Raw genomic sequence first — 18,288 nt, 5'->3', positions numbered from 1 at the left:
CCCCCTTGCCTTCACCCTCCTCTATCTCGGCAGTGCGGCGCGGCGGGGCGTGTTCCCGCCGATTTGGCGGTCCTATGTGGCGGCGATCAAGGGGTTGGGGCCGATGCTGGCCGATCGCCGCGCCTTGGCGAGGACGCGGCGGACGCCGTTCTCGCAGATGCTGCAGGTCATGGCCTGGACGCCCTGGGCGCCGTTCCGCCGTGAGCTGCATCCCGCCGCGCCCCGAGCCGGCAGGGGAGACGCGTCATGAGGAGCTGGGCCTCCGTCGCCATGCGCGACGCGCCCGGCGCTCCCGCGCCGGCTTCCGGAGCCGACCAGCTCAAGGCGTTGCGTTCGCTGGGGCCGCATCTTTGGCCGAAAGGCGAGCCTCTGCTGAAGGCGCGCGTGGTCGCGGCGCTGTGCCTGGTCTTCCTGGCCAAGCTGTTCAACGTCGCCATCCCGCTGCTGCTGAAGCGGGCGGTGGATGCGCTCGCGCCCCACGGCCACATGGCCCTGATCGCAGCCCCGCTGGGGCTGGTGGCGGCCTACGGCGCCGCCCGCATCGGCTCGCAGGGCTCGGGCGAGATCCGCGACATGGTGTTCGCCCCGGTGGTGCAGCGCGCGGTGCGCCGCACGGCCATCGAGACGCTGGACCGCCTGCACGGTCTCAGCCTGCGCTTCCACCTGGAACGCTACACCGGCGGCGTCTCGCGGATCATGGACCGGGGGCTGAGCGCGGTCGAGGTGCTGCTGGGCCTGACCCTGTTCAACGTCGCGCCCATCCTGCTGGAAGTGACCCTGGTCAGCGCCATCCTGTGGCGGCTGTTCAACCCGGCCTTCGCGGCGGCGACCATCGCGGTGATCGTCGGCTATGCGGCCTTCACCTTCGCCGTCACCCAGCGGCGGGTGTCGATGCGACGCGAGATGAACCGCCAGGACAACCTGGCCGGCGCGGTCGCCACCGACAGCCTGATCAACTACGAGACGGTGAAGTATTTCGGCGCCGAGCACCACGAGGTCGCCCGCTACGACGCCGCCAAGCGCGACTACGAGCGTTCGGCGGTGAAGAACCAGGCCACGCTGTCGGGCCTGAACATCGGCCAGGGCCTGATCATGACCGCCGGCCTGGTTGCGGTCATGATGATGGCGGCGGTGGGCGTGGCCCACGGGCGGATGACGGTCGGCGACTTCGTGCTGGTCAACGCCTACATGCTGCAGCTCTACCAGCCGCTGAACGTGCTGGGCGTGGTCTACCGCAGCCTGAAGCAGTCGCTGGTCGATTACGAGCAGATGCACCGCCTGCTGAGGACCGAGGCCGAGGTGCAGGACCGTCCCGGCGCCGGGCCGCTCGTCGATCCGGGCGGCGAGATCGTGTTCGAGGACGTGGGCTTTTCCTACGAGCCGCGCCGCTCGATCCTGTCGGGCGTGTCGTTCCGCGTGCCGCCGGGGCGCAAGGTGGCGCTGGTCGGCACCAGCGGGGCCGGCAAGTCGACCATCGCCCGGCTGCTGTTCCGCTTCTACGACGCCACCTCAGGCAAGGTGACCATCGGCGGCGAGGACCTGCGCGACGTGACCCAGGCCAGCCTGCGCGCGGCCATCGGCGTGGTGCCCCAGGACACGGTGCTGTTCAACGACACCCTCTATTACAACATCGCCTACGGCCGTCCTGACGCGACGCGCGAGGAGGTGGTCGAGGCCGCGCGCCTGGCCCACCTGCACGACTTCGTCGCCGCCCTGCCGGACGGCTACGAGACCATGGTCGGCGAGCGCGGGCTGAAGCTGTCGGGCGGGGAGAAGCAGCGCGTCGCCATCGCGCGGGTGATCCTCAAGCGGCCGCGCATCCTGATCTTCGACGAGGCCACCAGCGCGCTCGACACCAAGACCGAACAGGGCATCCAGGAGAGCCTGCGTGAACTGGCGATCGGCCACACCAGCCTGGTGATCGCGCACCGCCTGTCCACCGTCACCGACGCCGACGAGATCCTGGTGCTCGAGCAGGGCCGGATCATCGAGCGCGGGACCCATGCGGGCCTGCTACGCAAAGACGGCGTCTACGCCGGCATGTGGGCGCGCCAGCACCGGGGGACGGAGGAGCCGGTGGAGGCTTAGGCCGCCATATCCTCCACCGCCGCGATCAGCCGCCTCAGGTCCTGGGGGCGGGACAGGCGATGATCGCCGTCGCGGATCAGGGTGAACACCACGTCCTTGCCCGACCAAGCCTGTGTCAGCGCCAAGGCATGGCGCCACGGCACGTCGGGGTCGGCGGCGCCTTGCAACACGTGTAGCGGCGCGTGGACGGGGACCGGACCCGGCAGGATCGACCAGCGGCGGCCCTCCTCCAGCAGGGCGGCGGTGATCGGATAGCCGTCGTCGTAGAGCGAGGGGCGGGTCCACACGCCGCGATCGGCCAGGGCGGTCTTCGCCTCCGGCGGCAGGCCCGGCTCGATCAACTTGTCGGTCATGTCGGCGGCCGGCGCGATCAGCACCAAGCCCTTTACCCGTTCCGGTCGCGCCAGGGCGATCAGGCAGGCGATCCAGCCGCCCATCGACGAGCCGACCAGGACCAGCGGGCCTTCGGTCAGGGTGTCGATCGCCGCCAGCGCATCTTCGCGCCAGCGTCCGATCACGCCCTCGCGGAAATCCCCGGAGGATTCGCCGTGGCCGAAATAGTCGAAGCGCAGGTAGGCGCGGCCGCTGGCCTTGGCCCAGTCGGACAGGATTTCCGCCTTGGTCCCCGCCATGTCGGAGTGGAAGCCGCCGAGCCACACAACCGTCGGGCCTGCGCCCTCGACCTTGCGGTAGGCGAGGCGGTGTCCGTCGGGGCGGTCGAGGAAGGCGGTGTCGGTGGACAAGGAGGCGCTCCCTTTACGGCGCGAGAGGGAAGCTAGACCCGCAGCTTGCTGCCCGTCGCCTTCTCCACCGCCGCGACCACCTTGGCGGACAGGGCTTCGATCTCGGCGTCGGCCAGGGTCTTGTCGCGAGGCTGGACCAGCACCTCGATGGCGACCGACTTGGAACCTTCGGGCACGCCGGCGCCCTCATAGACGTCGAACACTCGGGCCTCGGTGATCAGCGCCTTGTCGGCCCCAAGCGCCGCGCGCACGAGGTCGCCGGCCGGCTTGGCGCGGTCGACCACGAAGGCGAAGTCGCGCGACAGCGGCATCAGGGCCGACAGCGACAGCGGCGCGCGCGCCTTGCCGCCGGCGCGCTTGGGCTCGGGGATCGCCTCGATCCAGGCCTCGAAGGCGTAGATCGGGCCTTCCACGTCCATCGCCTTCAGCACGGCGGGATGCAGGGCGCCGAACTCGGCCAGCACGGTCTTGGGGCCGAGCTGGATGCGGGCGGAACGGCCGGGATGCCACCAGGAGGCGGCGCTCCCCTGCACCACCTGCAGCGAGCCGATCGGGGCGCCGAGCTCTTCCAGCAGGGCCATGGCGTGGCCCTTGAGCGCATACACGTCGTCCTCGGCGCCCTGGCCCCAGTTGCGCGGCGTGTGGGGGGCGAGCAGGGCGGCGACGGTGGTGCGCTGGTCCTGCGGTCGGTCGCCGGCGAAGACCGGGCCGACCTCGAACAGGGCGCAGTCGGGCAGGCCGCGCGCGGCGTTGCGTCCGGCGGCCTGGATCAGGCCGGGCAGGGCGCTCGGCCGCATGCAGTCCAGCTCGGCCGCGATGGGGTTAGCCAGCACCAGGGCCTCGGAGCCGCCACCGAACAGCACGGCCCAGCGGCGCGAGGTGAACGACCAGCCGATGGTCTCGGCGTAGCCCAGGCTCGCCAGCGCATGGCGCGCGGCGCGCACCCGGCCCTGGCGCGGTGTGACCACGCCATTGATCCTCGGGGCGGCGTCGGGCAGCGGGGTCGAAGGCAGGGCGGCGAGGCCCTCGATGCGGGCGACCTCCTCGACCAGGTCGGCTGAGCCCTCGACATCGCGCCGCCAGCTCGGCGCCTGGACGCGCAGCACCGGGCCGTCTTCCACGGCGAAGCCCAGGGCCTTCAGGATGTCGACGATGCGCGCCCGCTCGACCTTCAGGCCGGTAAGCCCTTCCACCGCAGCCGGATCGAACACCAGCGGCTTGGGATCGGGCGGCAGGCGGCCTTCCAGCACGGGCAGCGAAGGCTCGCCGCCGCACAGCTCCACGATCAGGCGAGTGGCCAGTTCCAGGCCCGGCACGATGAAGCCCGGATCGACGCCGCGCGCGAAGCGATACTGGGCGTCGGAGAACAGGCTGAGGTCGCGTCCGGTCTGGGCGGTGCGGATCGGGTCGAACCAGGCCGCTTCCAGGAACACGTCGGTGGTGTCTTCCGACACGCCGGTGGACGCCCCGCCCATGACGCCGCCGAGGTCGATCACGCCCGAGGCGTCGGCGATCACCGTCATCTCCGGCGTCAGGGGATAGGTCTTGCCGTCGAGCGCCAGCAGGCTCTCGCCGGTTTCCGCCAAGCGCACATCCAGCACGCCGCCCGCGATCTTGGCCGCGTCATAGACGTGCAGCGGGCGGTCGCGGTCGTAGGCCAGGTAGTTGGTGACATCGACCAGGACGCTGATCGGGCGCAGGCCGATGGCGCGCAGCCGCGTCTGCAGCCACTCCGGCGAGGGACCGTTCTTCACGCCCCGGATCAGCCGACCGGCGAACACGGGACAGGCGTCCGGCGCGCTTAGCGTCACCTTGATCGGACAGGGGAACCGGCCGGGGACAGGTTCGATGGTCTCGGTCTTGAACCGTCCGATCCCGGTCGCCGCCAGGTCGCGGGCGATGCCGTCCACGCCCAGCCAGTCGGGGCGGTTGGGCGTGACCTCGAAGTCCACCACCGGGTCGGCGCCGAACACCACCGCGGCCGGGGTCCCGACCGCCAGGTCGTCGGACAGTTCCAGGATGCCGTCGCTGTCTCCGGCGACCTCCAGCTCCCTGGCCGAGCACAGCATGCCGTTGGAGACCACGCCGCGCACCGGCCGCGCCTCCAGCGTGATCCCGCTGCCGGGCACATAGGCGCCGAGAGGGGCGTAGATGGTGGTCAGCCCGGCCCGCGCATTGGGGGCGCCGCAGACGATCTCCTTGCGGCCGTCCACCGTGTCGACCTGGCAGACCCGCAGCCGGTCGGCGTTGGGATGCTGGACGGCCTCCACGATCTTGGCGACCGAGAAGACGGCGAGCTTGGCGGTGGGGTCGTCGACGTGCTCGACCTCCAGGCCCGCGGCGGTCATCGCCTCGACGATGCGGGAGATCGGGGCGTCGGTCTCCAGGTGGTCCTTCAGCCAGGACAGGGTGAACTTCATGGGATGCTTGCAGCGGCCTTAGAGGGGTCAGGCCCGCCTTCTAGACCGAACCCCACGGTCCGGCGAGTGCGCTGCTGTTTTCCGATGGCGCGGACTGATGGACCTGGGCGACGCGCAGTATCCGATACAGGTGGGCGTAGAGGCCGGTCACCATCGGCCCCACCACAAAGGCGCTGACGGCGGCGAATACCAGCGCCAGGACCCCTTGGACGGCGGGGAAGGCGCTGCACGCCTCGATGCCCACGGCCAGGATCATCGCCGGCGCGAGCACCAGCACCAGGGCGGCGAAGATCGACGCGAAATGACCGCGCGTCAGGGCCCAGGTCGAGAACACCTGCACCCGCTTTTCGGCCACGGTGGCCGCCGGATAGACGCAGATGCGCACCGCCACCCACAGGCCGGCGAGCACGAACAGCGTGACCAGCACCGAGATCGCCAATTGCCCGGCGGGGGGCAGCGGGGTCTGGGGCGTCGGGATCGGAGCGTTGGGATGGCCGAGCGCCATGGTGGCGATGGCGGCGACCACCGCCAGCAACAGCAGGACCAGCAGGGCCAGGACGAAGAACAGCGCGACCAGCAGGATCGCGCCCAGCAGCCGGATTTCCGTGCGTCCCCACTGGAAGCCCTGCGGGCCGATGCGGAAATCGGGATCGCCGGGATGCTCGTCGGCGAAGGCCAGCCGGAGCAGGGCCGCATTGGCCATCACCCCGGCCAGGACCGTGCCGACGCCGACCACGATGCTGAGCAGCACATTGCGTCCCCCCAGGTCGCCGGCGACGTTCAGCACCATGACCAGGGCGAGCACGCCGGCGGTGTGGCGCACATTCTTGCGGGCGAAGTCGGCGGCCGCGCGGACGGCGCCCATCACCTCGACCTTGTTATTCGACATCTCACCGGCTCCCGCGCGTCATCGGGCGATGACGCGGCCCCATCTGCGCCTTCCTGACGCGCGTGCAGGTCACACCGCAAGCGATTTCCGCGCGGCGCGCCGGCCTGTATCGTGTGGGGATGCGGAACGTTCCAGACATCTCCCCAATTCATGTGATCGGCGCGGGCCTGGCGGGCTCGGAAGCCGCCTGGCAGATCGCCGAGGCCGGCGTCCCGGTGGTGCTGCACGAGATGCGCCCACATCGTATGACGCCCGCGCACCAGGGCGGCGGATTCGCCGAGCTGGTCTGCTCCAACTCCTTCCGCTCCGACGACTGGGCCTACAACGCGGTGGGCCTGCTGCACGCCGAGATGCGGGCCTGCGGCTCGCTAATCATGGCTGCGGCCGACGCCAACCAGGTGCCGGCGGGCGGCGCGCTGGCGGTGGATCGCGAGGCCTTCTCCGCCGCCGTCACCGCGCGCCTGCATGCGCATCCGAACGTGACGGTGGAGCCGGGCGAGATCGCGGGCCTGCCGCCGGCCGAATGGGACATGGTGGTGATCGCCACCGGTCCGCTGACCTCGGAAGCGCTCAGCCGCGCGATCCTGGAGCGGACCGGCGAGGGCGCGCTGGCCTTCTTCGACGCCATCGCCCCCATCGTCCACGCCGACAGCATCGACATGGGCGTGGCGTGGCGGCAGTCACGCTACGACAAGGAAGGTCCGTCCGGCGACAAGGCCGCCTACATCAACTGCCCGATGGACAAGGCGCAGTACGATGCTTTCGTCCGGGCCCTGATCGATGGGCCCAAGGCCGAGTTCAAGGCCTGGGAGACCGACACCCCTTATTTCGAGGGCTGCCTGCCGATCGAGGTGATGGCCGAGCGGGGCGCGGAAACCTTGCGCTTCGGGCCGATGAAGCCGGTGGGCCTGACCAACCCGCACACCGGCGAGAAGGCCTATGCGGTGGCCCAGCTCCGCCAGGACAACGCGCTGGGCACCCTGTTCAACATGGTCGGTTTCCAGACCAAGCTGAAGCACGCGGCCCAGACCGAGGTGTTCCGCGCCATCCCGGGGCTGGCCCAGGCCCGCTTCGCGCGGCTGGGCGGCCTGCATCGCAACACCTTCCTCAACTCGCCGCGCCTGCTGGAGCCGGACCTGCGGCTGAAGGTCGAGCCGCGCCTGCGCTTCGCCGGCCAGATCACCGGGGTCGAGGGCTATGTCGAGAGCGCCGCCATGGGGTTGATGGCCGGCCGCTTCGCCGCCGCCGAGCGGTTGGGCCGCGCCGTCGCGCCGCCGCCGCCGCAAACCGCGCTGGGCGCCCTGATCGCCCACGTCACCGGTGGGCATCTGGAGGATGTCGGGGCCGAGGACGGAGCCGCCAAGGCGCGCTCGTTCCAGCCGATGAACATCAACTACGGCCTGCTGCCCCCGATCGACGCGCCCAAGCGCTCGGCCGATGGCAAGCGCCTACAGCCCGCCGAGCGGGGCCGGGCCAAGAAGCGGCTGATGAGCGAGCGGGCGCTGGCGGCGCTAGGCGATTGGCTAGGAAGGCCGGTGGCGGCCCCGGAGCCATCGCGCGTGTTGGCCACGGTGGAGGATTGATTCGGGTTGTCATCCCCACGGACCGCCGGGCCCCATCTGCACCGCGGACACCGGAAACGGGGCGCCCGCATAGTCCGCCAGCGTCGCCGCCGCCGGCATGGCGGGGCTGCGCCGGCCCTGGCCCAGTAGGAAGGCGTGCTCGACCACGCTGGCCTGTTGCTCCAGGTTCAGCCGCGCAAACGCGCCGAACGGCACGCGATACCGATAGGCCGGTAGGCCGCGTCCATAGCCGCCCGTGGCCACCGCCCGCGCCCAGCTCGCAAGGGTCCACAGCGGCCGGGTCTGGAACTGCCAGACATGGGTCAGTTCGTGGATGAACAGGGCCTGCATCGCGGGCGACGCCGCCGCGAAATCGGCCGGACGCAGGTGGCGCGGCAGGAACAGGCGCGAGCCCACCGTCACCGCGAACGGGCCGAAACCGCCGCCACCGATCCGCATCCGGCTATAGGCGATCGCTCCGCCGAACACCTCGCGCGCCAGCCGCAGCTCGCCCTCGGTCAGACCGCGCCCCGATAGGCTCATTGCGGGGTCAGCTTGTGCTCCACCACGCCCAGCGCGTCGGCCAGGCGCATCTTGGCCGAGCCGGGGCGCAGCGGCTTGGGTTGGCTCTCGTGCGGGGCCCAGCCGATCAGGCTGACGATCTCGAAGGTGGCGGGCAGGCGGCCGTCCGCATCGCCGAACCGCTCGGCGTAGATCTCGAAGGCGCGGGCCAGCACCGCGCGGGTCAGTTTGCGCCGGGGACGGTCGATCAGCACGTTGGTCTCGCCCATGGCCCGCAGGTCGGCCATCAGCTTCAGCGGGTGGTCGTAGCGCACGGTGACGCGGTCGATGTCGGCCACCGGTAGGGCGTAGCCGGCCCGTTGCAGCAGGCCGGCGGCGTCGAGCGCGTCGGCGAAAGGCGAGACGCGCGGCCCGGCTCCGCCCGCGATCTCGGCCTCGGCCTCGGTCAGGCTCTGGCGCAGCTCGGTCAGGGTCACGCCGCCTAGGAAGGCGCCCAGGAACAGGCCGTCCGGCTTCAGCGCCCGGCGGATCTGGATCAGGGCGCCGACCAGGTCGTTGGTCCAGTGCAGCGACAACAGCGAGACCGCCATGTCCAGGCTCCCGGCCGCGAACGGCAGCCGCTCCTCGTCCAGCACCAGGCGCGGGCCGCCACCCTTCGCCAGGGCCAGCATGGCGGGGGACAGGTCCGCCTCGATCAAGGTTCCGACCCGCTCCGGCGTGGGTCCTTCATGCAGCGCCTTGGCGAAAGCGCCGTCGCGCGCGCTGAGATCGACCGCCAGCGGGAAATCGCGCAGGATGGCCGACAGGCGCCAGGCGGCGTCCTCGGCGGCGCGGCGCTTGAGGAAATCGGCCGTGGCGTATCCCGCCGCCGCGCGATCCAGGCGGGCGCGGTGCAGGGCGCGGTCGAACAGCAGGGGCGGGGCAGCGGCCATGTGGCGACAAGATGGGGAGACGGCGGCGCGGGTCAAAGGATTTGACGCTGGGCCGCTGCGGCGCCCGCTTCGATCCCTGGGGACGGCCTGGAGCGCGGGCCTGGACCTGATCCTGCCGCCGGAGCCTTTGGACGGCGGTCCCGCGCCGATGAGCGCGGGGCTTTCGGCGGCGGGCTGGACGCGGATCGAATTCCTCGACGACCCGGTCTGCGACGGTTGCGGGCTTCCCTTTCCCTACGACCAGGGCCTCGACGTCCGCTGCGGCCTGTGCATGGCGCGGCCGAGGGCGTTCCAGCGGGCGCGGGCCGCCTGCCTCTACGACGAGCATTCCCGCGACCTGATCCTACGCCTCAAACACGGCGACCGGCCCGAACTCGGTAAGCTGTTCGCGCGCTGGCTGTCGCGCGCCGCCGCGCCCCTGCTGGCCGACGCCGACGCCCTGGTCCCGGTTCCCCTGCACCGCTCGCGCCTGTTCGCCCGGCGCTACAACCAGGCCGCCGAGATCGCCCGTCCGCTGGCGCGCCAGTCCGACCTCGCCTACCTGCCCGGCGCACTGGTGCGTGGACGTGCGACCCAGAGCCAGGGCGGCAAGTCGGGGCGCGGGCGGCGGCTCAACGTCAAGGGCGCCTTCGCCGTCCCGCCCTCCCAGCGCGCCAGGATCGCCGGCAAGCGGATCGTACTGGTGGACGACGTGCTGACCACCGGCGCGACGGCGGAGGCCTGCGCCAAGGCGCTGCGGGAGGCCGGAGCGGCCTCGGTGAGCCTGGCGGTGGTGGCGCGCGTGCGCGAAGCGGCCACGACGCCTATATAGCTCGCTCCAGCTTGAACTCCGTGAGCCGTCATGCCGCCGATCACCATCTACACCAAGCCGTTCTGCCCCTACTGCGCCCGGGCGCTGAAGCTCTTGCAGGCCAAGGGCGTCGACTTCACCGAGATCGACGACGCCGCCTTCGACGCGAACAAGAAGCGGGCGATGGTCGAGAGGGCCAACGGCAAGTCTACCTTTCCGCAGATCTTCATCGGCGAACGGCACGTAGGCGGCTGCGACGACCTGATGGCGCTGGACGGCGCGGGCGAGCTGGACCAACTTCTGGCCGCATGAGCGATCCTATCCGCGTCGGCCTGATCCAGACCCGCACGCCCGCCACGACGGCGCAAGCCCTGGCCCACGTGTCGCCCCTGATCCGTCAGGCGGCGGCAGAGGGGGCGCGCTTCATCGCTACGCCCGAGGCGGTGAACGTGCTGGAACGCGACCGCGCTAAGCTTGCGCCCCAGCTCCGTCCGCCGGAACAGGACGAGGTGGTGCTGGGCCTGCGCGCCCTTGCCGCCGAACTCGGGGTGGAGCTGCTGATCGGCTCGGCCCTGGTCAGCCGTCCGGACGGCGCCTGCGCCAATCGCTCGATCCTGGTCGGGGCGGACGGTGCGGTCGTGGCCACCTACGACAAGATCCACATGTTCGACGTCGACCTGCCGTCGGGCGAGAGATATCGGGAATCGGCGGCCTATACGCCGGGCGAGGCGGCGGTGGTCGCCCCGTCCTTGCTGGGGCCGCTCGGCATGACGGTCTGCTACGACGTGCGCTTTCCCGCCCTGTACAAGGCGGTGGCGGATGCGGGCGCGGTGGCGATCACCGTTCCGGCCGCCTTCACCCGCCCCACCGGCGAGGCGCATTGGGAGACGCTGCTGCGCGCCCGCGCCATCGAGACCGGCAGCTATGTGCTGGCCCCGGCTCAGGGCGGCGTCCACGAGGACGGACGCGGCACCTGGGGGCGCAGCACGGTGATCGATCCCTGGGGTGTGGTCATCGCCAAGCTCGACCACGACGAACCGGGCGTGCTGATCGCCGATCTCGATCCGGCCAAGGCGCTCACCACCCGCTCCGCGATCCCGGCCCTGAAGAACGCCCGCGCCTTCGCCCCACCGGCCCGGGCATGATCCGCTACGCTCTGATGTGCGGGCACGCGCACGGCTTCGAGGCATGGTTCGGCTCGTCGGCCGACTATGACGACCAGGCCGGGCGTGGGCTGGTGGAATGCCCGGTCTGCGCCGACCGCAACGTGCGCAAGCAGATCATGTCCCCCGCCGTGGCCGGGACCAAGGCGCAGGCCGTCAGCGTCATGCCGCCCGAAGCCCAGGCCCAGGCGCGCTCCATGTTCATGGAGACCATGGGCAAGGTGCGCGAGCACGTGGAGAAGACCTTCGACTATGTCGGCGACAGCTTCGCCAAGGAGGCTCGCGACATCCACGAGGGCCGCGCCGAAGGCCGGGGCATCTACGGCGAGGCCACCCCGAAGGAGGTCCAGGCCCTGGCCGAGGATGGCGTCCGCGTCGCGCCCCTGCCGCCCGCGCCGGTGGTCAAGCCCAAGGCGTCGCTGAATTAGCAGCGCCTGCTCCCCTTACGGGAGAGGGCCGATTACTTCCCTGGCTCTTCGCTCACGGGGCATTCGGCGCTGATGCGGTGGGCGTCGGTGGTGGCGTCGCCGGGGATCGCGATGCCGGCGGTCAGCATGTAGTGGAAGTGCGCCAGCAGGTGGAAGTGCTCGGGCGCATACTCGCCCTTGATCGCCACCGTCAGGCTGCGGCCCTTCTTGTCCCGGCAGACCCCGTGGAAGCTGGCGTGGCCATCGCCCACATGCCGCTGGTCGTAGGTGCAGGCGTAGTGGCTGGTGGCGGGCGCGGTCAGCCACTGCTCCACCTGGTCGGCGGTCAGGCACTTGTGCGAGGTCTTGGTGGAGGAGAACAGCACCTCCACCGTGTCGGTGCTCTCCCAGTAGCCGGGGAGAATGGTCTTTTCCGCCGCGCCGGCCGCCGCAGGGGCGCAACAGGCGGCGAGCAGGACGGCGCAAAGGGCGGTGCGGGCAGGCGTCATGCGGAATCCGGAACTCAGGGTCGGGAAAACTTCGGGTCGGGAATACGGGATCAGGAAATTAAGGCCGGGCTGCGGTCATCATGTAGTTGATGCTGGCGTCGGGCGTCAGCGACCAACGGTCGGCGAGCGGGTTGTAGCCCACCCCGAACGGCCCCTCCACCGCCAGCGGCTCGGGCGACAGGAACAGGCGCACCTCGTCGGGGGTGAGGAACTTGCGCCAGTCGTGCGCACCCTTCGGCAGCCAGCCCAGCACGTATTCCGCGCCGATTTTGGCGAAGGCCAGGGCCTTCAGCGTGCGGTTCATGGTCGCCACCACCATGATCCCGCCGGGCTTCAGCAGGCGCGAGGCGTCGCGCAGGAAGCGGCCGGGGTCGGTGACGTGCTCCACCACCTCCATGTTCAAGATCACGTCGAATGGCGGCTGGTCCGCCGCCAGCAGGTCTTCGACCGTGACATTGCGATAGGCGATCTCCAGCCCCTGCTCGGCGGCGTGGGCGGAGGCGACGCCGATGTTCTTGGCCGAAGCGTCGACGCCGGTCACCTCGAACCCCAGCCGGCGCATCGGCTCGCTGAGCAGGCCGCCGCCGCAGCCGATGTCGAGCAGGCGCAGGCCCTCGAACGGCGCCTTGACCGCCACGTCGCGGTCGAAGCGGGCCGCCGCCTGGTCGCGGATGAAGCCGAGGCGCACGGGATTGAAGCGGTGCAGGGGGGCGAACTTACCCTTGGGGTCCCACCATTGGGCGGCGATGCGGGAGAATTTCTCCACCTCCGCCGGATCGACGGAGAAAGATTGCGCGGCGACGCTCATGGTTATGGGTCCTTGTGCATTGCGGCGGGGCGCGCACGCCGCTAAGGACGCGCTTCGCTTTCAGATGCTCCCCGTTTCCGTTTCCGACAAGAGGTCCGGCGCCGGCGAGAGGAAGGCGATACGCAAGGCCGCCAGCAAGGCCAGGACAGTTGAGGATGACGGGACGGCGATGACTTCGCGTCTGGTGATGAAGTTCGGCGGCACCTCGGTGGCGGACCTGGAGCGAATCCGCCGCGTGGCGCGCCTAGTCGCGGCCGAGGTGCGCGCCGGCCACAAGGTGGCGGTGGTGGTCTCGGCCATGTCGGGCAAGACCAATGAGTTGGTCGCGTGGACCGACACCGCCGGCCGCGCGGCCGAAGGCCTGACCCCGAGCGACGACGAATACGACGCGGTGGTCGCCTCGGGCGAGCAGGTGACGGCCGGCTTGCTGGCCAAGGTGCTGCGCCACGACGGGTTGGACGCGCGCTCCTGGATGGGCTGGCAGATCCCGATCCTGACCGACGACGCCCACGGCTCCGCCCGGATCGAGGACATCTCCCCCGACGCGCTCGGCGCCAGTATAGATGGCGGGACCATCGCGGTGATCGCCGGTTTCCAGGGCGTCACCCGTTCCGGGCGCCTGGCGACGCTGGGGCGCGGCGGGTCGGACACCTCGGCGGTGGCGATTGCGGCGGCGCTGAGGGCGATCCGCTGCGACATCTACACCGACGTGGACGGCGTCTACACCACCGACCCCCGGATCGAGCAGCGCGCCCGGCGCATCCCCAAGATCTCCTACGAGGAGATGCTGGAGATGGCCTCGCTCGGCGCCAAGGTGCTGCAGACCCGTTCCGTGGAGATGGCCATGGCGCACCGGGTGCTCGTGCGCGTGCTCTCCAGTTTCACCGAACCCGGGGAAGCCGACCCCGACAATAGCGGCACCATCGTCTGTGCGGAGGAGGAGATCGTGGAGAAGCGGATCGTCAGCGGGGTCGCCTACAGCCGCGACGAGGCCAAGATCACCCTGTACGGCGTGCCGGACCATCCGGGCGTCTCGTCCAAAATCTTCTCGGGCCTAGCCGACGCCAACGTCAACGTGGACATGATCGTCCAATCCCACGCCCGCACCGCCAACACCGCCAACATGGAGTTCACCGTCGGCCGGCGCGACGCGGCGCGCGCACTGGAGATCGTGCGTGGCCACCAGGCGGAGATCGGTTTCGAGGACGTCGCCTGCGACGAGCACGTGGCCAAGGTCTCGGTGGTCGGCGTCGGTATGCGCAGCCACACCGGCGTCGCCAAGACCATGTTCAGCGCGCTGGCCGAGCGCGGCGTCAACATCCAGGTGATCTCGACCTCGGAGATCAAGATCAGCGTGCTGATCGACGAGGCCTATACCGAGCTGGCGGTGCGCGCCCTGCATGCGGCGTACGGGCTGCAGGACGGGTGATCTCCTTCTCCCCTTGCGGGAGAAGGAAGGGGCCAAGCGGAGCTGGGAAGGTTGGTCTTGCTGCGTCATGCGGTGAGCGTCCGTCGACCCCTCACCCTCCCATTGCCTATGCAATGGGCCCTCCCTCTCCCGCAAGGGGAGAGGCGTTGTTCAAGCGCTACCCGGCCATACCTTGAAGTGCTTGGACAGTTTCAGCCCCTGGCGCTGGTAGTGCGAGCCGTGGAAGCCGTACAGGCGCGACGGCCGTTCGGTCAGGGGTTCGTAGACCAGTCGGGCCACGGTCTGACCGTCCTCCAGCAGGAACGGCGTCTCGTGGCTGCGCACCTCCAGCACCGCGCGCGAGCCAGCGCCCAGCGCCTCCTCGGTACCGAAACCGGGATCGAAGAAGCCGGCGTAGTGGACCCGGAACTCGCCGACCGACGGGTCGATCGGGGTCATCTCGGCGGCCTGGTCGGCGGGGATCTCGATCGCCTCCTTGGAGGCCAGGATGTAGAATTCACCGGGATCGAGCAGCAGTTCGCCCACCCCGTGCCGGTTCGGGCGCGACTCCATCGGCTGCCAGAAGTCGCGCGGATCATGGCCGTCCTCCTTGTCCAGGTCCACTACCGGGGCGTGGCGGCGGGCGCGGAAACCGGCCAGGGCGCCGGTCAGGTCCACCCCGACATTGCAGGTGGCGAGCTTGCGCGGCTCCCCCCGCTTGAGGCGCAGCTGGTTCAGCCGGGTGCCGGTGCGCACCAGCACCGAGAAGGTCTGGGGCGCGATCTCCAGATACAGCGGCCCGCAATAGCCTTCGGCCACGTCGTCGAAGGCCACGCCCTTGTCGGTGAGCAGGCGCACGAACACGTCGACCCGGCCGGTGGAGCTCTTCGGATTGGCCCGCGCGGCGATGTGGGTGGGCAGGTCCAGCCGCTCCTGCAGTTCGGCGATGTAGACGCAGCCGCGCTCCAGCACCGCGCCCGCCGACAGGTCGAGCTTGTGCATGGCGACGTCGGCGATCCGGTCGGCCACGGTGTGGGCGCGGCCCGGAAGGAAGGAGGCGCGCACCCGCCAGGCGTGGCCGCCGAGCCTCAGGTCCAGGCTCGCGGGCTGGATCTGGTCGAAGACGAAGGGGGTGTCGACGCGCACCGCGCCCTGGTCGACCAGGGCCTCGATGGCTTGATAGGGCAGGATGCCGGCGATGTGTTCAGACATGGGGCGGCGACACTCGCGGACGCGGGGGCGCTTGGCAAGCGGTCGAACGGCGCATTTCAGCCACCGGAAACCTCCAACTGGAAAACCCGGACTTGACCTTGGGTGGCGGACATCGCCATGCCCTGCGGCAGGAGCACCCTATGAGCGACGACAACCGCGAAGATCCCAACGCCTGGGCCCCGGCCACCCGCCTGATCCGCGGCGGCATGGCGCGCTCGAACTATGGCGAGATCTCCGAACCGATCTTCCTGACCCAGAGCTTCGCCTACGATAGCGCCGAGGCCGCCGACCGCCGTTTCAGCGGCGAGGAACCGGGCTTCATCTACGCCCGCTACGGCAACCCTACCGTCAAGATGTTCGAGGACCGGCTGGCCCTGCTCGAGGGGGCGCAGGCCTGCCGCGCCGCCGCGTCTGGCATGGCGGCGATCCACACCGCCCTGGTCGGCCTGCTGAAGGCCGGCGACCACCTGGTGGCCAGCCGGGCCCTGTTCGGCTCCTGCCGCTGGATCATCGGCCAGCTGCTGCCCCGGTTCGGGGTCGAGACCACCTTCGTCGACGGGACCGACCTGGACGCCTGGCGCGCGGCGATGCGGCCCAACACCCGGGTCTGCTTCCTGGAAAGCCCGGCCAACCCGCTGCTGGAGATCGTCGACGTGGCGGCGGTGGCGCAGATCGCGCACGCGGGCGGCGCGCGGCTTGTGGTCGACAACGCCTTCGCCAGCCCGATCCTGCAGAAGCCGCTGACGCTGGGCGCCGACATCGTGATCTATTCGGCCACCAAGCATATCGACGGCCAGGGCCGGGTGCTGGGCGGCGCCATCCTGGGCGACGAGGCGCTGCTGGAGGAAAGCTACAAGGACCTGATCCGCCACACCGGCCCGGCCCTGTCGCCGTTCAGCGCCTGGGTGCTGCTGAAGGGCATGGAGACGCTGGAGCTGCGGGTGATGCGCCAGAGCGAGACGGCGGCGAGGCTGGCCGACCTGGCGGCGGGCCACGCCAACGTGCGCAAGGTGCTGTATCCGGGCCGCGCGGACCATCCTCAGCATGCCCTGGCCATGCGCCAGATGTCGGCGGGCGGCACCATCCTGGCGTTCGACCTCGGCGCGCGCGGGGCGGCGTTCCGGTTCTTGAACGCCTTGCAGATCGTGGACATCTCCAACAATCTGGCCGACGCCAAGTCGATGGCGGTGCATCCCTCCACCACCACCCATCGCTCCACCCCTGAACCGGAACGGCTGGCGATCGGACTAACGGAGGGGTTCGTGCGATTGTCCGCCGGGCTCGAGGCTTACGAGGACCTGGCGCGCGACGTCACGCGGGCCCTGGACGAGGCGGGACGAGACGGATGACCGAAGCCGCTTACGAAGCGACCACCCGGGACATCACCGTGCGGGTGCGGCCCACCTACCTGCCCGACCAGTCCGAGGCGGACGAACGGCGCTGGGTGTGGGCCTACACCATCGAGGTGGAGAACCGAGGGACCGACCAGGTCCAACTGCTGTCGCGCCACTGGATCATCACCGACGCCACGGGGCGGGTGGAGGAGGTGCGTGGCCCCGGCGTGGTGGGCGAACAACCCGTGCTGCAACCCGGAGAGCGGTTCACCTACACCAGCGGCTGCCCGCTGCCGACGCCCTCGGGCGTCATGGCCGGGAGCTACAACATGACTAACCAGGCCGGCGCCCAGTTCGACGTGGAAATCCCCGCCTTCTCGCTGGACCTGCCGAATGCGCGGCGAGTGGTGAACTAGCGGGCTGTTCGCAGGGAAGCGGCGCTATCGACGCCTAGTCGAAGAAGAATACGAAGTCGTCCGATCCCGCCACCGCCACGGGCAGGCCGGCCAGGCGGTCGGAGAGGTCGGACAGGCGCACGGTCCGCGCCGCGGGAACCGGGTCCACCGACCAGTCCGCCGGGAGATGCGGCGCCAGGGCCTCGAGGAAGTCGGCCACGCCCGACAGATGCTGCGCCAGCAGGTCCAACCCCTGCGCCTTGCCCAGGCTCTCGGGGTGGGAGCGGGCGGCCTGGACCAAGGCCGCGCCGAAGGTCTCCTGGATATCGTTCGCCACCGCGGCCAGCCGGGTCAGCTCCACCTGCACGGCCATGGTCACGTCCGACATCGGCGTTTCGGCGACGGCGGATAAGGGCTTGGGCGGCGCGCTCATCAAAACAACTCCAACGCGCCGTCCGAGGCCGGGGCCGGGGTGGGCTTGGAGCGGCGACGCTCGGCGTCGAACACCGCGGCCGCGTCGTTGCCCAGCGCCATCTGCCGCGCCCGACCCGTCGCGTGCCAGTACTGTACGCGGCGGCCATGTTCGCCGCGCAGGCTGCCGCCCACCAGGCGGATGCCTTCACGCTGGAAGAAGCCCTCGGCGAAGGTCGAATTCAGCTCGCCGATGTCGGTCAGTCCCCGCAGCAGCCGCGCGCCGCCGAACAGCTTGCCTTCCAGCCGGTCGCGTCGGGCGCCGGCGCGCAGCAGGCCGTTCACCAGCAGTTCCATGGAGTGTACGCCGTAGCGGAGCGATTCCGTATCGCCCTCCCGGTCGTCGCCGGGCAGCAGGAAGTGGTTCATCCCGCCCACGCCCGCCACCGGGTCGCGCATGCAGGCCGCGACGCACGAACCCAATAGGGTGGTCAGCACCACGCCGGGGTCGGTGGTGACCTGGTATTCGCCCTGGACCACGTTGATGCGCCGCTCGGGCCCATCGTGGTCCGGCGTCTCTCTGAGCGATGAGGCGCCGATCATGTGAGGGGCCCGAACACCGCTTCGATCTTTTCCTTCAGGGTGGTGATGGTGAAGGGTTTGACCAGGTAGTTGTTGACGCCGTACTGCACCGC

At 70.4% G+C, this 18,288-nt stretch carries 20 protein-coding genes and 1 pseudogene; 10 read left to right on the top strand and 11 right to left on the bottom strand.

The genetic code is table 11. From position 1 onward, the window contains the following. Positions 1–250, top strand: a 250-nt coding sequence (locus GSQ87_RS02650; protein WP_371416638.1) for a hypothetical protein, incomplete at its 5' end; no start/stop codon positions are given. After that, complete coding sequence (locus GSQ87_RS02645; RefSeq protein ID WP_216838933.1) at positions 247–2,088, top strand: ABC transporter ATP-binding protein/permease; 1,842 nt, start codon at positions 247–249, stop codon at positions 2,086–2,088. The genes GSQ87_RS02650 and GSQ87_RS02645, both read left to right, overlap by 4 nt. On the opposite strand, the gene GSQ87_RS02640 is transcribed toward GSQ87_RS02645, so the two are convergent. Genes GSQ87_RS02640 through GSQ87_RS02630 form a run of 3 tightly spaced genes read right to left on the bottom strand, consistent with a single transcriptional unit; the run spans position 2,085 to position 6,140 of the window. Next, a complete protein-coding gene (locus GSQ87_RS02640) occupies positions 2,085–2,831 on the bottom strand; it encodes an alpha/beta fold hydrolase (RefSeq protein ID WP_158913035.1) in 747 nt (248 codons plus the stop codon). The genes GSQ87_RS02645 and GSQ87_RS02640 overlap by 4 nt on opposite strands. 32 nt (positions 2,832–2,863) lie before the next feature. Next, on the bottom strand, positions 2,864–5,251 hold the full coding sequence (pheT, locus tag GSQ87_RS02635) for a phenylalanine--tRNA ligase subunit beta (protein WP_158913034.1): 2,388 nt from the start codon (positions 5,249–5,251) through the stop codon (positions 2,864–2,866). 40 nt (positions 5,252–5,291) lie between these two features. After that, positions 5,292–6,140 carry a hypothetical protein gene (locus GSQ87_RS02630; protein ID WP_158913033.1) on the bottom strand — a complete coding sequence of 283 codons (849 nt, stop codon included), beginning with the start codon at positions 6,138–6,140 and terminating at the stop codon, positions 5,292–5,294. A 119-nt stretch (positions 6,141–6,259) separates the two neighbouring features. Between GSQ87_RS02630 and trmFO the strand changes: the two genes are divergently transcribed. Next, complete coding sequence (gene trmFO, locus GSQ87_RS02625) at positions 6,260–7,723, top strand: methylenetetrahydrofolate--tRNA-(uracil(54)-C(5))-methyltransferase (FADH(2)-oxidizing) TrmFO (RefSeq protein ID WP_158913032.1); 1,464 nt, start codon at positions 6,260–6,262, stop codon at positions 7,721–7,723. 9 nt (positions 7,724–7,732) lie between these two features. Here trmFO and GSQ87_RS02620 read toward each other — a convergent pair whose 3' ends face one another. Further along, a complete protein-coding gene (locus GSQ87_RS02620) occupies positions 7,733–8,245 on the bottom strand; it encodes a vgr related protein (RefSeq protein ID WP_158913031.1) in 513 nt (170 codons plus the stop codon). Beyond that, entirely contained in the window at positions 8,242–9,156 is a 915-nt protein-coding gene (locus GSQ87_RS02615; protein WP_158913030.1) for a methyltransferase domain-containing protein, read from the bottom strand. The genes GSQ87_RS02620 and GSQ87_RS02615 overlap by 4 nt, the downstream gene beginning before the upstream one ends. Here GSQ87_RS02615 and GSQ87_RS02610 point away from each other — a divergent pair. The 4 genes from GSQ87_RS02610 to GSQ87_RS02595 are packed head-to-tail and all read left to right on the top strand — an operon-like array spanning position 9,155 to position 11,537. Beyond that, entirely contained in the window at positions 9,155–9,967 is an 813-nt protein-coding gene (locus GSQ87_RS02610) for a ComF family protein (protein WP_158913029.1), read from the top strand. The two genes, GSQ87_RS02615 and GSQ87_RS02610, sit on opposite strands and share 2 nt — an antisense overlap. 30 nt (positions 9,968–9,997) lie before the next feature. After that, the gene (grxC, locus tag GSQ87_RS02605; RefSeq protein WP_158913028.1) at positions 9,998–10,258 is read left to right on the top strand and encodes a glutaredoxin 3; all 261 of its coding nucleotides are present in this window, start codon (positions 9,998–10,000) and stop codon (positions 10,256–10,258) included. Further along, positions 10,255–11,091, top strand: coding sequence for a carbon-nitrogen hydrolase family protein (locus GSQ87_RS02600; protein ID WP_158913027.1), 837 nt, complete (start codon positions 10,255–10,257; stop codon positions 11,089–11,091). The genes grxC and GSQ87_RS02600 overlap by 4 nt, the downstream gene beginning before the upstream one ends. Next, on the top strand, positions 11,088–11,537 hold the full coding sequence (locus GSQ87_RS02595; protein ID WP_158913026.1) for a DUF1178 family protein: 450 nt from the start codon (positions 11,088–11,090) through the stop codon (positions 11,535–11,537). The genes GSQ87_RS02600 and GSQ87_RS02595 overlap by 4 nt, the downstream gene beginning before the upstream one ends. 32 nt (positions 11,538–11,569) lie before the next feature. Here GSQ87_RS02595 and GSQ87_RS02590 read toward each other — a convergent pair whose 3' ends face one another. Both GSQ87_RS02590 and ubiG read right to left on the bottom strand, forming a co-directional pair. Further along, on the bottom strand, positions 11,570–12,025 hold the full coding sequence (locus GSQ87_RS02590) for a DUF3617 family protein (RefSeq protein WP_158913025.1): 456 nt from the start codon (positions 12,023–12,025) through the stop codon (positions 11,570–11,572). Positions 12,026–12,083: 58 nt separating this feature from the next. After that, on the bottom strand, positions 12,084–12,833 hold the full coding sequence (gene ubiG / locus GSQ87_RS02585; protein WP_174241390.1) for a bifunctional 2-polyprenyl-6-hydroxyphenol methylase/3-demethylubiquinol 3-O-methyltransferase UbiG: 750 nt from the start codon (positions 12,831–12,833) through the stop codon (positions 12,084–12,086). Positions 12,834–13,002: 169 nt separating this feature from the next. Here ubiG and GSQ87_RS02580 point away from each other — a divergent pair, with 169 nt between their 5' ends. After that, the gene (locus GSQ87_RS02580; RefSeq protein WP_158913024.1) at positions 13,003–14,262 is read left to right on the top strand and encodes an aspartate kinase; all 1,260 of its coding nucleotides are present in this window, start codon (positions 13,003–13,005) and stop codon (positions 14,260–14,262) included. 150 nt (positions 14,263–14,412) lie between these two features. On the opposite strand, the gene GSQ87_RS02575 is transcribed toward GSQ87_RS02580, so the two are convergent. Next, positions 14,413–15,453: a 2'-deoxycytidine 5'-triphosphate deaminase gene (locus GSQ87_RS02575; RefSeq protein ID WP_158913023.1), complete on the bottom strand. Its 1,041-nt coding sequence runs from the start codon at positions 15,451–15,453 to the stop codon at positions 14,413–14,415. Positions 15,454–15,593: 140 nt separating this feature from the next. Between GSQ87_RS02575 and metZ the strand changes: the two genes are divergently transcribed. Both metZ and apaG read left to right on the top strand, forming a co-directional pair. After that, on the top strand, positions 15,594–16,802 hold the full coding sequence (gene metZ, locus GSQ87_RS02570) for an O-succinylhomoserine sulfhydrylase (protein ID WP_158913022.1): 1,209 nt from the start codon (positions 15,594–15,596) through the stop codon (positions 16,800–16,802). Next, on the top strand, positions 16,799–17,203 hold the full coding sequence (apaG, locus tag GSQ87_RS02565) for a Co2+/Mg2+ efflux protein ApaG (protein ID WP_158913021.1): 405 nt from the start codon (positions 16,799–16,801) through the stop codon (positions 17,201–17,203). The genes metZ and apaG overlap by 4 nt, the downstream gene beginning before the upstream one ends. Before the next feature lie 34 nt (positions 17,204–17,237). Here apaG and GSQ87_RS02560 read toward each other — a convergent pair whose 3' ends face one another. From GSQ87_RS02560 to GSQ87_RS22665, 3 genes and pseudogenes are all read right to left on the bottom strand, one after another. Further along, positions 17,238–17,615, bottom strand: coding sequence for a hypothetical protein (locus GSQ87_RS02560; RefSeq protein WP_158913020.1), 378 nt, complete (start codon positions 17,613–17,615; stop codon positions 17,238–17,240). Next, positions 17,615–18,196, bottom strand: a complete 582-nt coding sequence (locus GSQ87_RS02555) for a chemotaxis protein CheD (protein ID WP_158913019.1) — start codon at positions 18,194–18,196, stop codon at positions 17,615–17,617. The genes GSQ87_RS02560 and GSQ87_RS02555 overlap by 1 nt, the downstream gene beginning before the upstream one ends. After that, a pseudogene (locus tag GSQ87_RS22665) lies at positions 18,193–18,288 on the bottom strand (hypothetical protein); the annotation flags it as partial. The gene GSQ87_RS02555 and the pseudogene GSQ87_RS22665, both read right to left, overlap by 4 nt.

The sequence above is a fragment of the Caulobacter sp. S45 genome, from assembly GCF_009765965.1.
Lineage (GTDB): Bacteria > Pseudomonadota > Alphaproteobacteria > Caulobacterales > Caulobacteraceae > CAHJWH01.
Note: the sequence above shows the minus strand (reverse complement) of the source record. Positions and strands in the feature narration are given on the sequence as shown.

Excerpts from the sequence above, each read along its gene's own strand:
- GSQ87_RS02645 (WP_216838933.1), top strand. The coding sequence starts at position 247 with ATGAGGAGCTGGGCCTCCGTCGCCATGCGCGACGCGCCCGGCGCTCCC.
- pheT (WP_158913034.1), bottom strand. The coding sequence starts at position 5,251 with ATGAAGTTCACCCTGTCCTGGCTGAAGGACCACCTGGAGACCGACGCC.
- GSQ87_RS02630 (WP_158913033.1), bottom strand. The coding sequence starts at position 6,140 with ATGTCGAATAACAAGGTCGAGGTGATGGGCGCCGTCCGCGCGGCCGCC.
- trmFO (WP_158913032.1), top strand. The coding sequence starts at position 6,260 with ATGCGGAACGTTCCAGACATCTCCCCAATTCATGTGATCGGCGCGGGC.
- GSQ87_RS02620 (WP_158913031.1), bottom strand. The coding sequence starts at position 8,245 with ATGAGCCTATCGGGGCGCGGTCTGACCGAGGGCGAGCTGCGGCTGGCG.
- GSQ87_RS02610 (WP_158913029.1), top strand. The coding sequence starts at position 9,155 with ATGTGGCGACAAGATGGGGAGACGGCGGCGCGGGTCAAAGGATTTGAC.
- GSQ87_RS02615 (WP_158913030.1), bottom strand. The coding sequence starts at position 9,156 with ATGGCCGCTGCCCCGCCCCTGCTGTTCGACCGCGCCCTGCACCGCGCC.
- grxC (WP_158913028.1), top strand. The coding sequence starts at position 9,998 with ATGCCGCCGATCACCATCTACACCAAGCCGTTCTGCCCCTACTGCGCC.
- GSQ87_RS02600 (WP_158913027.1), top strand. The coding sequence starts at position 10,255 with ATGAGCGATCCTATCCGCGTCGGCCTGATCCAGACCCGCACGCCCGCC.
- GSQ87_RS02595 (WP_158913026.1), top strand. The coding sequence starts at position 11,088 with ATGATCCGCTACGCTCTGATGTGCGGGCACGCGCACGGCTTCGAGGCA.
- GSQ87_RS02590 (WP_158913025.1), bottom strand. The coding sequence starts at position 12,025 with ATGACGCCTGCCCGCACCGCCCTTTGCGCCGTCCTGCTCGCCGCCTGT.
- ubiG (WP_174241390.1), bottom strand. The coding sequence starts at position 12,833 with ATGAGCGTCGCCGCGCAATCTTTCTCCGTCGATCCGGCGGAGGTGGAG.
- GSQ87_RS02580 (WP_158913024.1), top strand. The coding sequence starts at position 13,003 with ATGACTTCGCGTCTGGTGATGAAGTTCGGCGGCACCTCGGTGGCGGAC.
- GSQ87_RS02575 (WP_158913023.1), bottom strand. The coding sequence starts at position 15,453 with ATGTCTGAACACATCGCCGGCATCCTGCCCTATCAAGCCATCGAGGCC.
- metZ (WP_158913022.1), top strand. The coding sequence starts at position 15,594 with ATGAGCGACGACAACCGCGAAGATCCCAACGCCTGGGCCCCGGCCACC.
- apaG (WP_158913021.1), top strand. The coding sequence starts at position 16,799 with ATGACCGAAGCCGCTTACGAAGCGACCACCCGGGACATCACCGTGCGG.
- GSQ87_RS02560 (WP_158913020.1), bottom strand. The coding sequence starts at position 17,615 with ATGAGCGCGCCGCCCAAGCCCTTATCCGCCGTCGCCGAAACGCCGATG.
- GSQ87_RS02555 (WP_158913019.1), bottom strand. The coding sequence starts at position 18,196 with ATGATCGGCGCCTCATCGCTCAGAGAGACGCCGGACCACGATGGGCCC.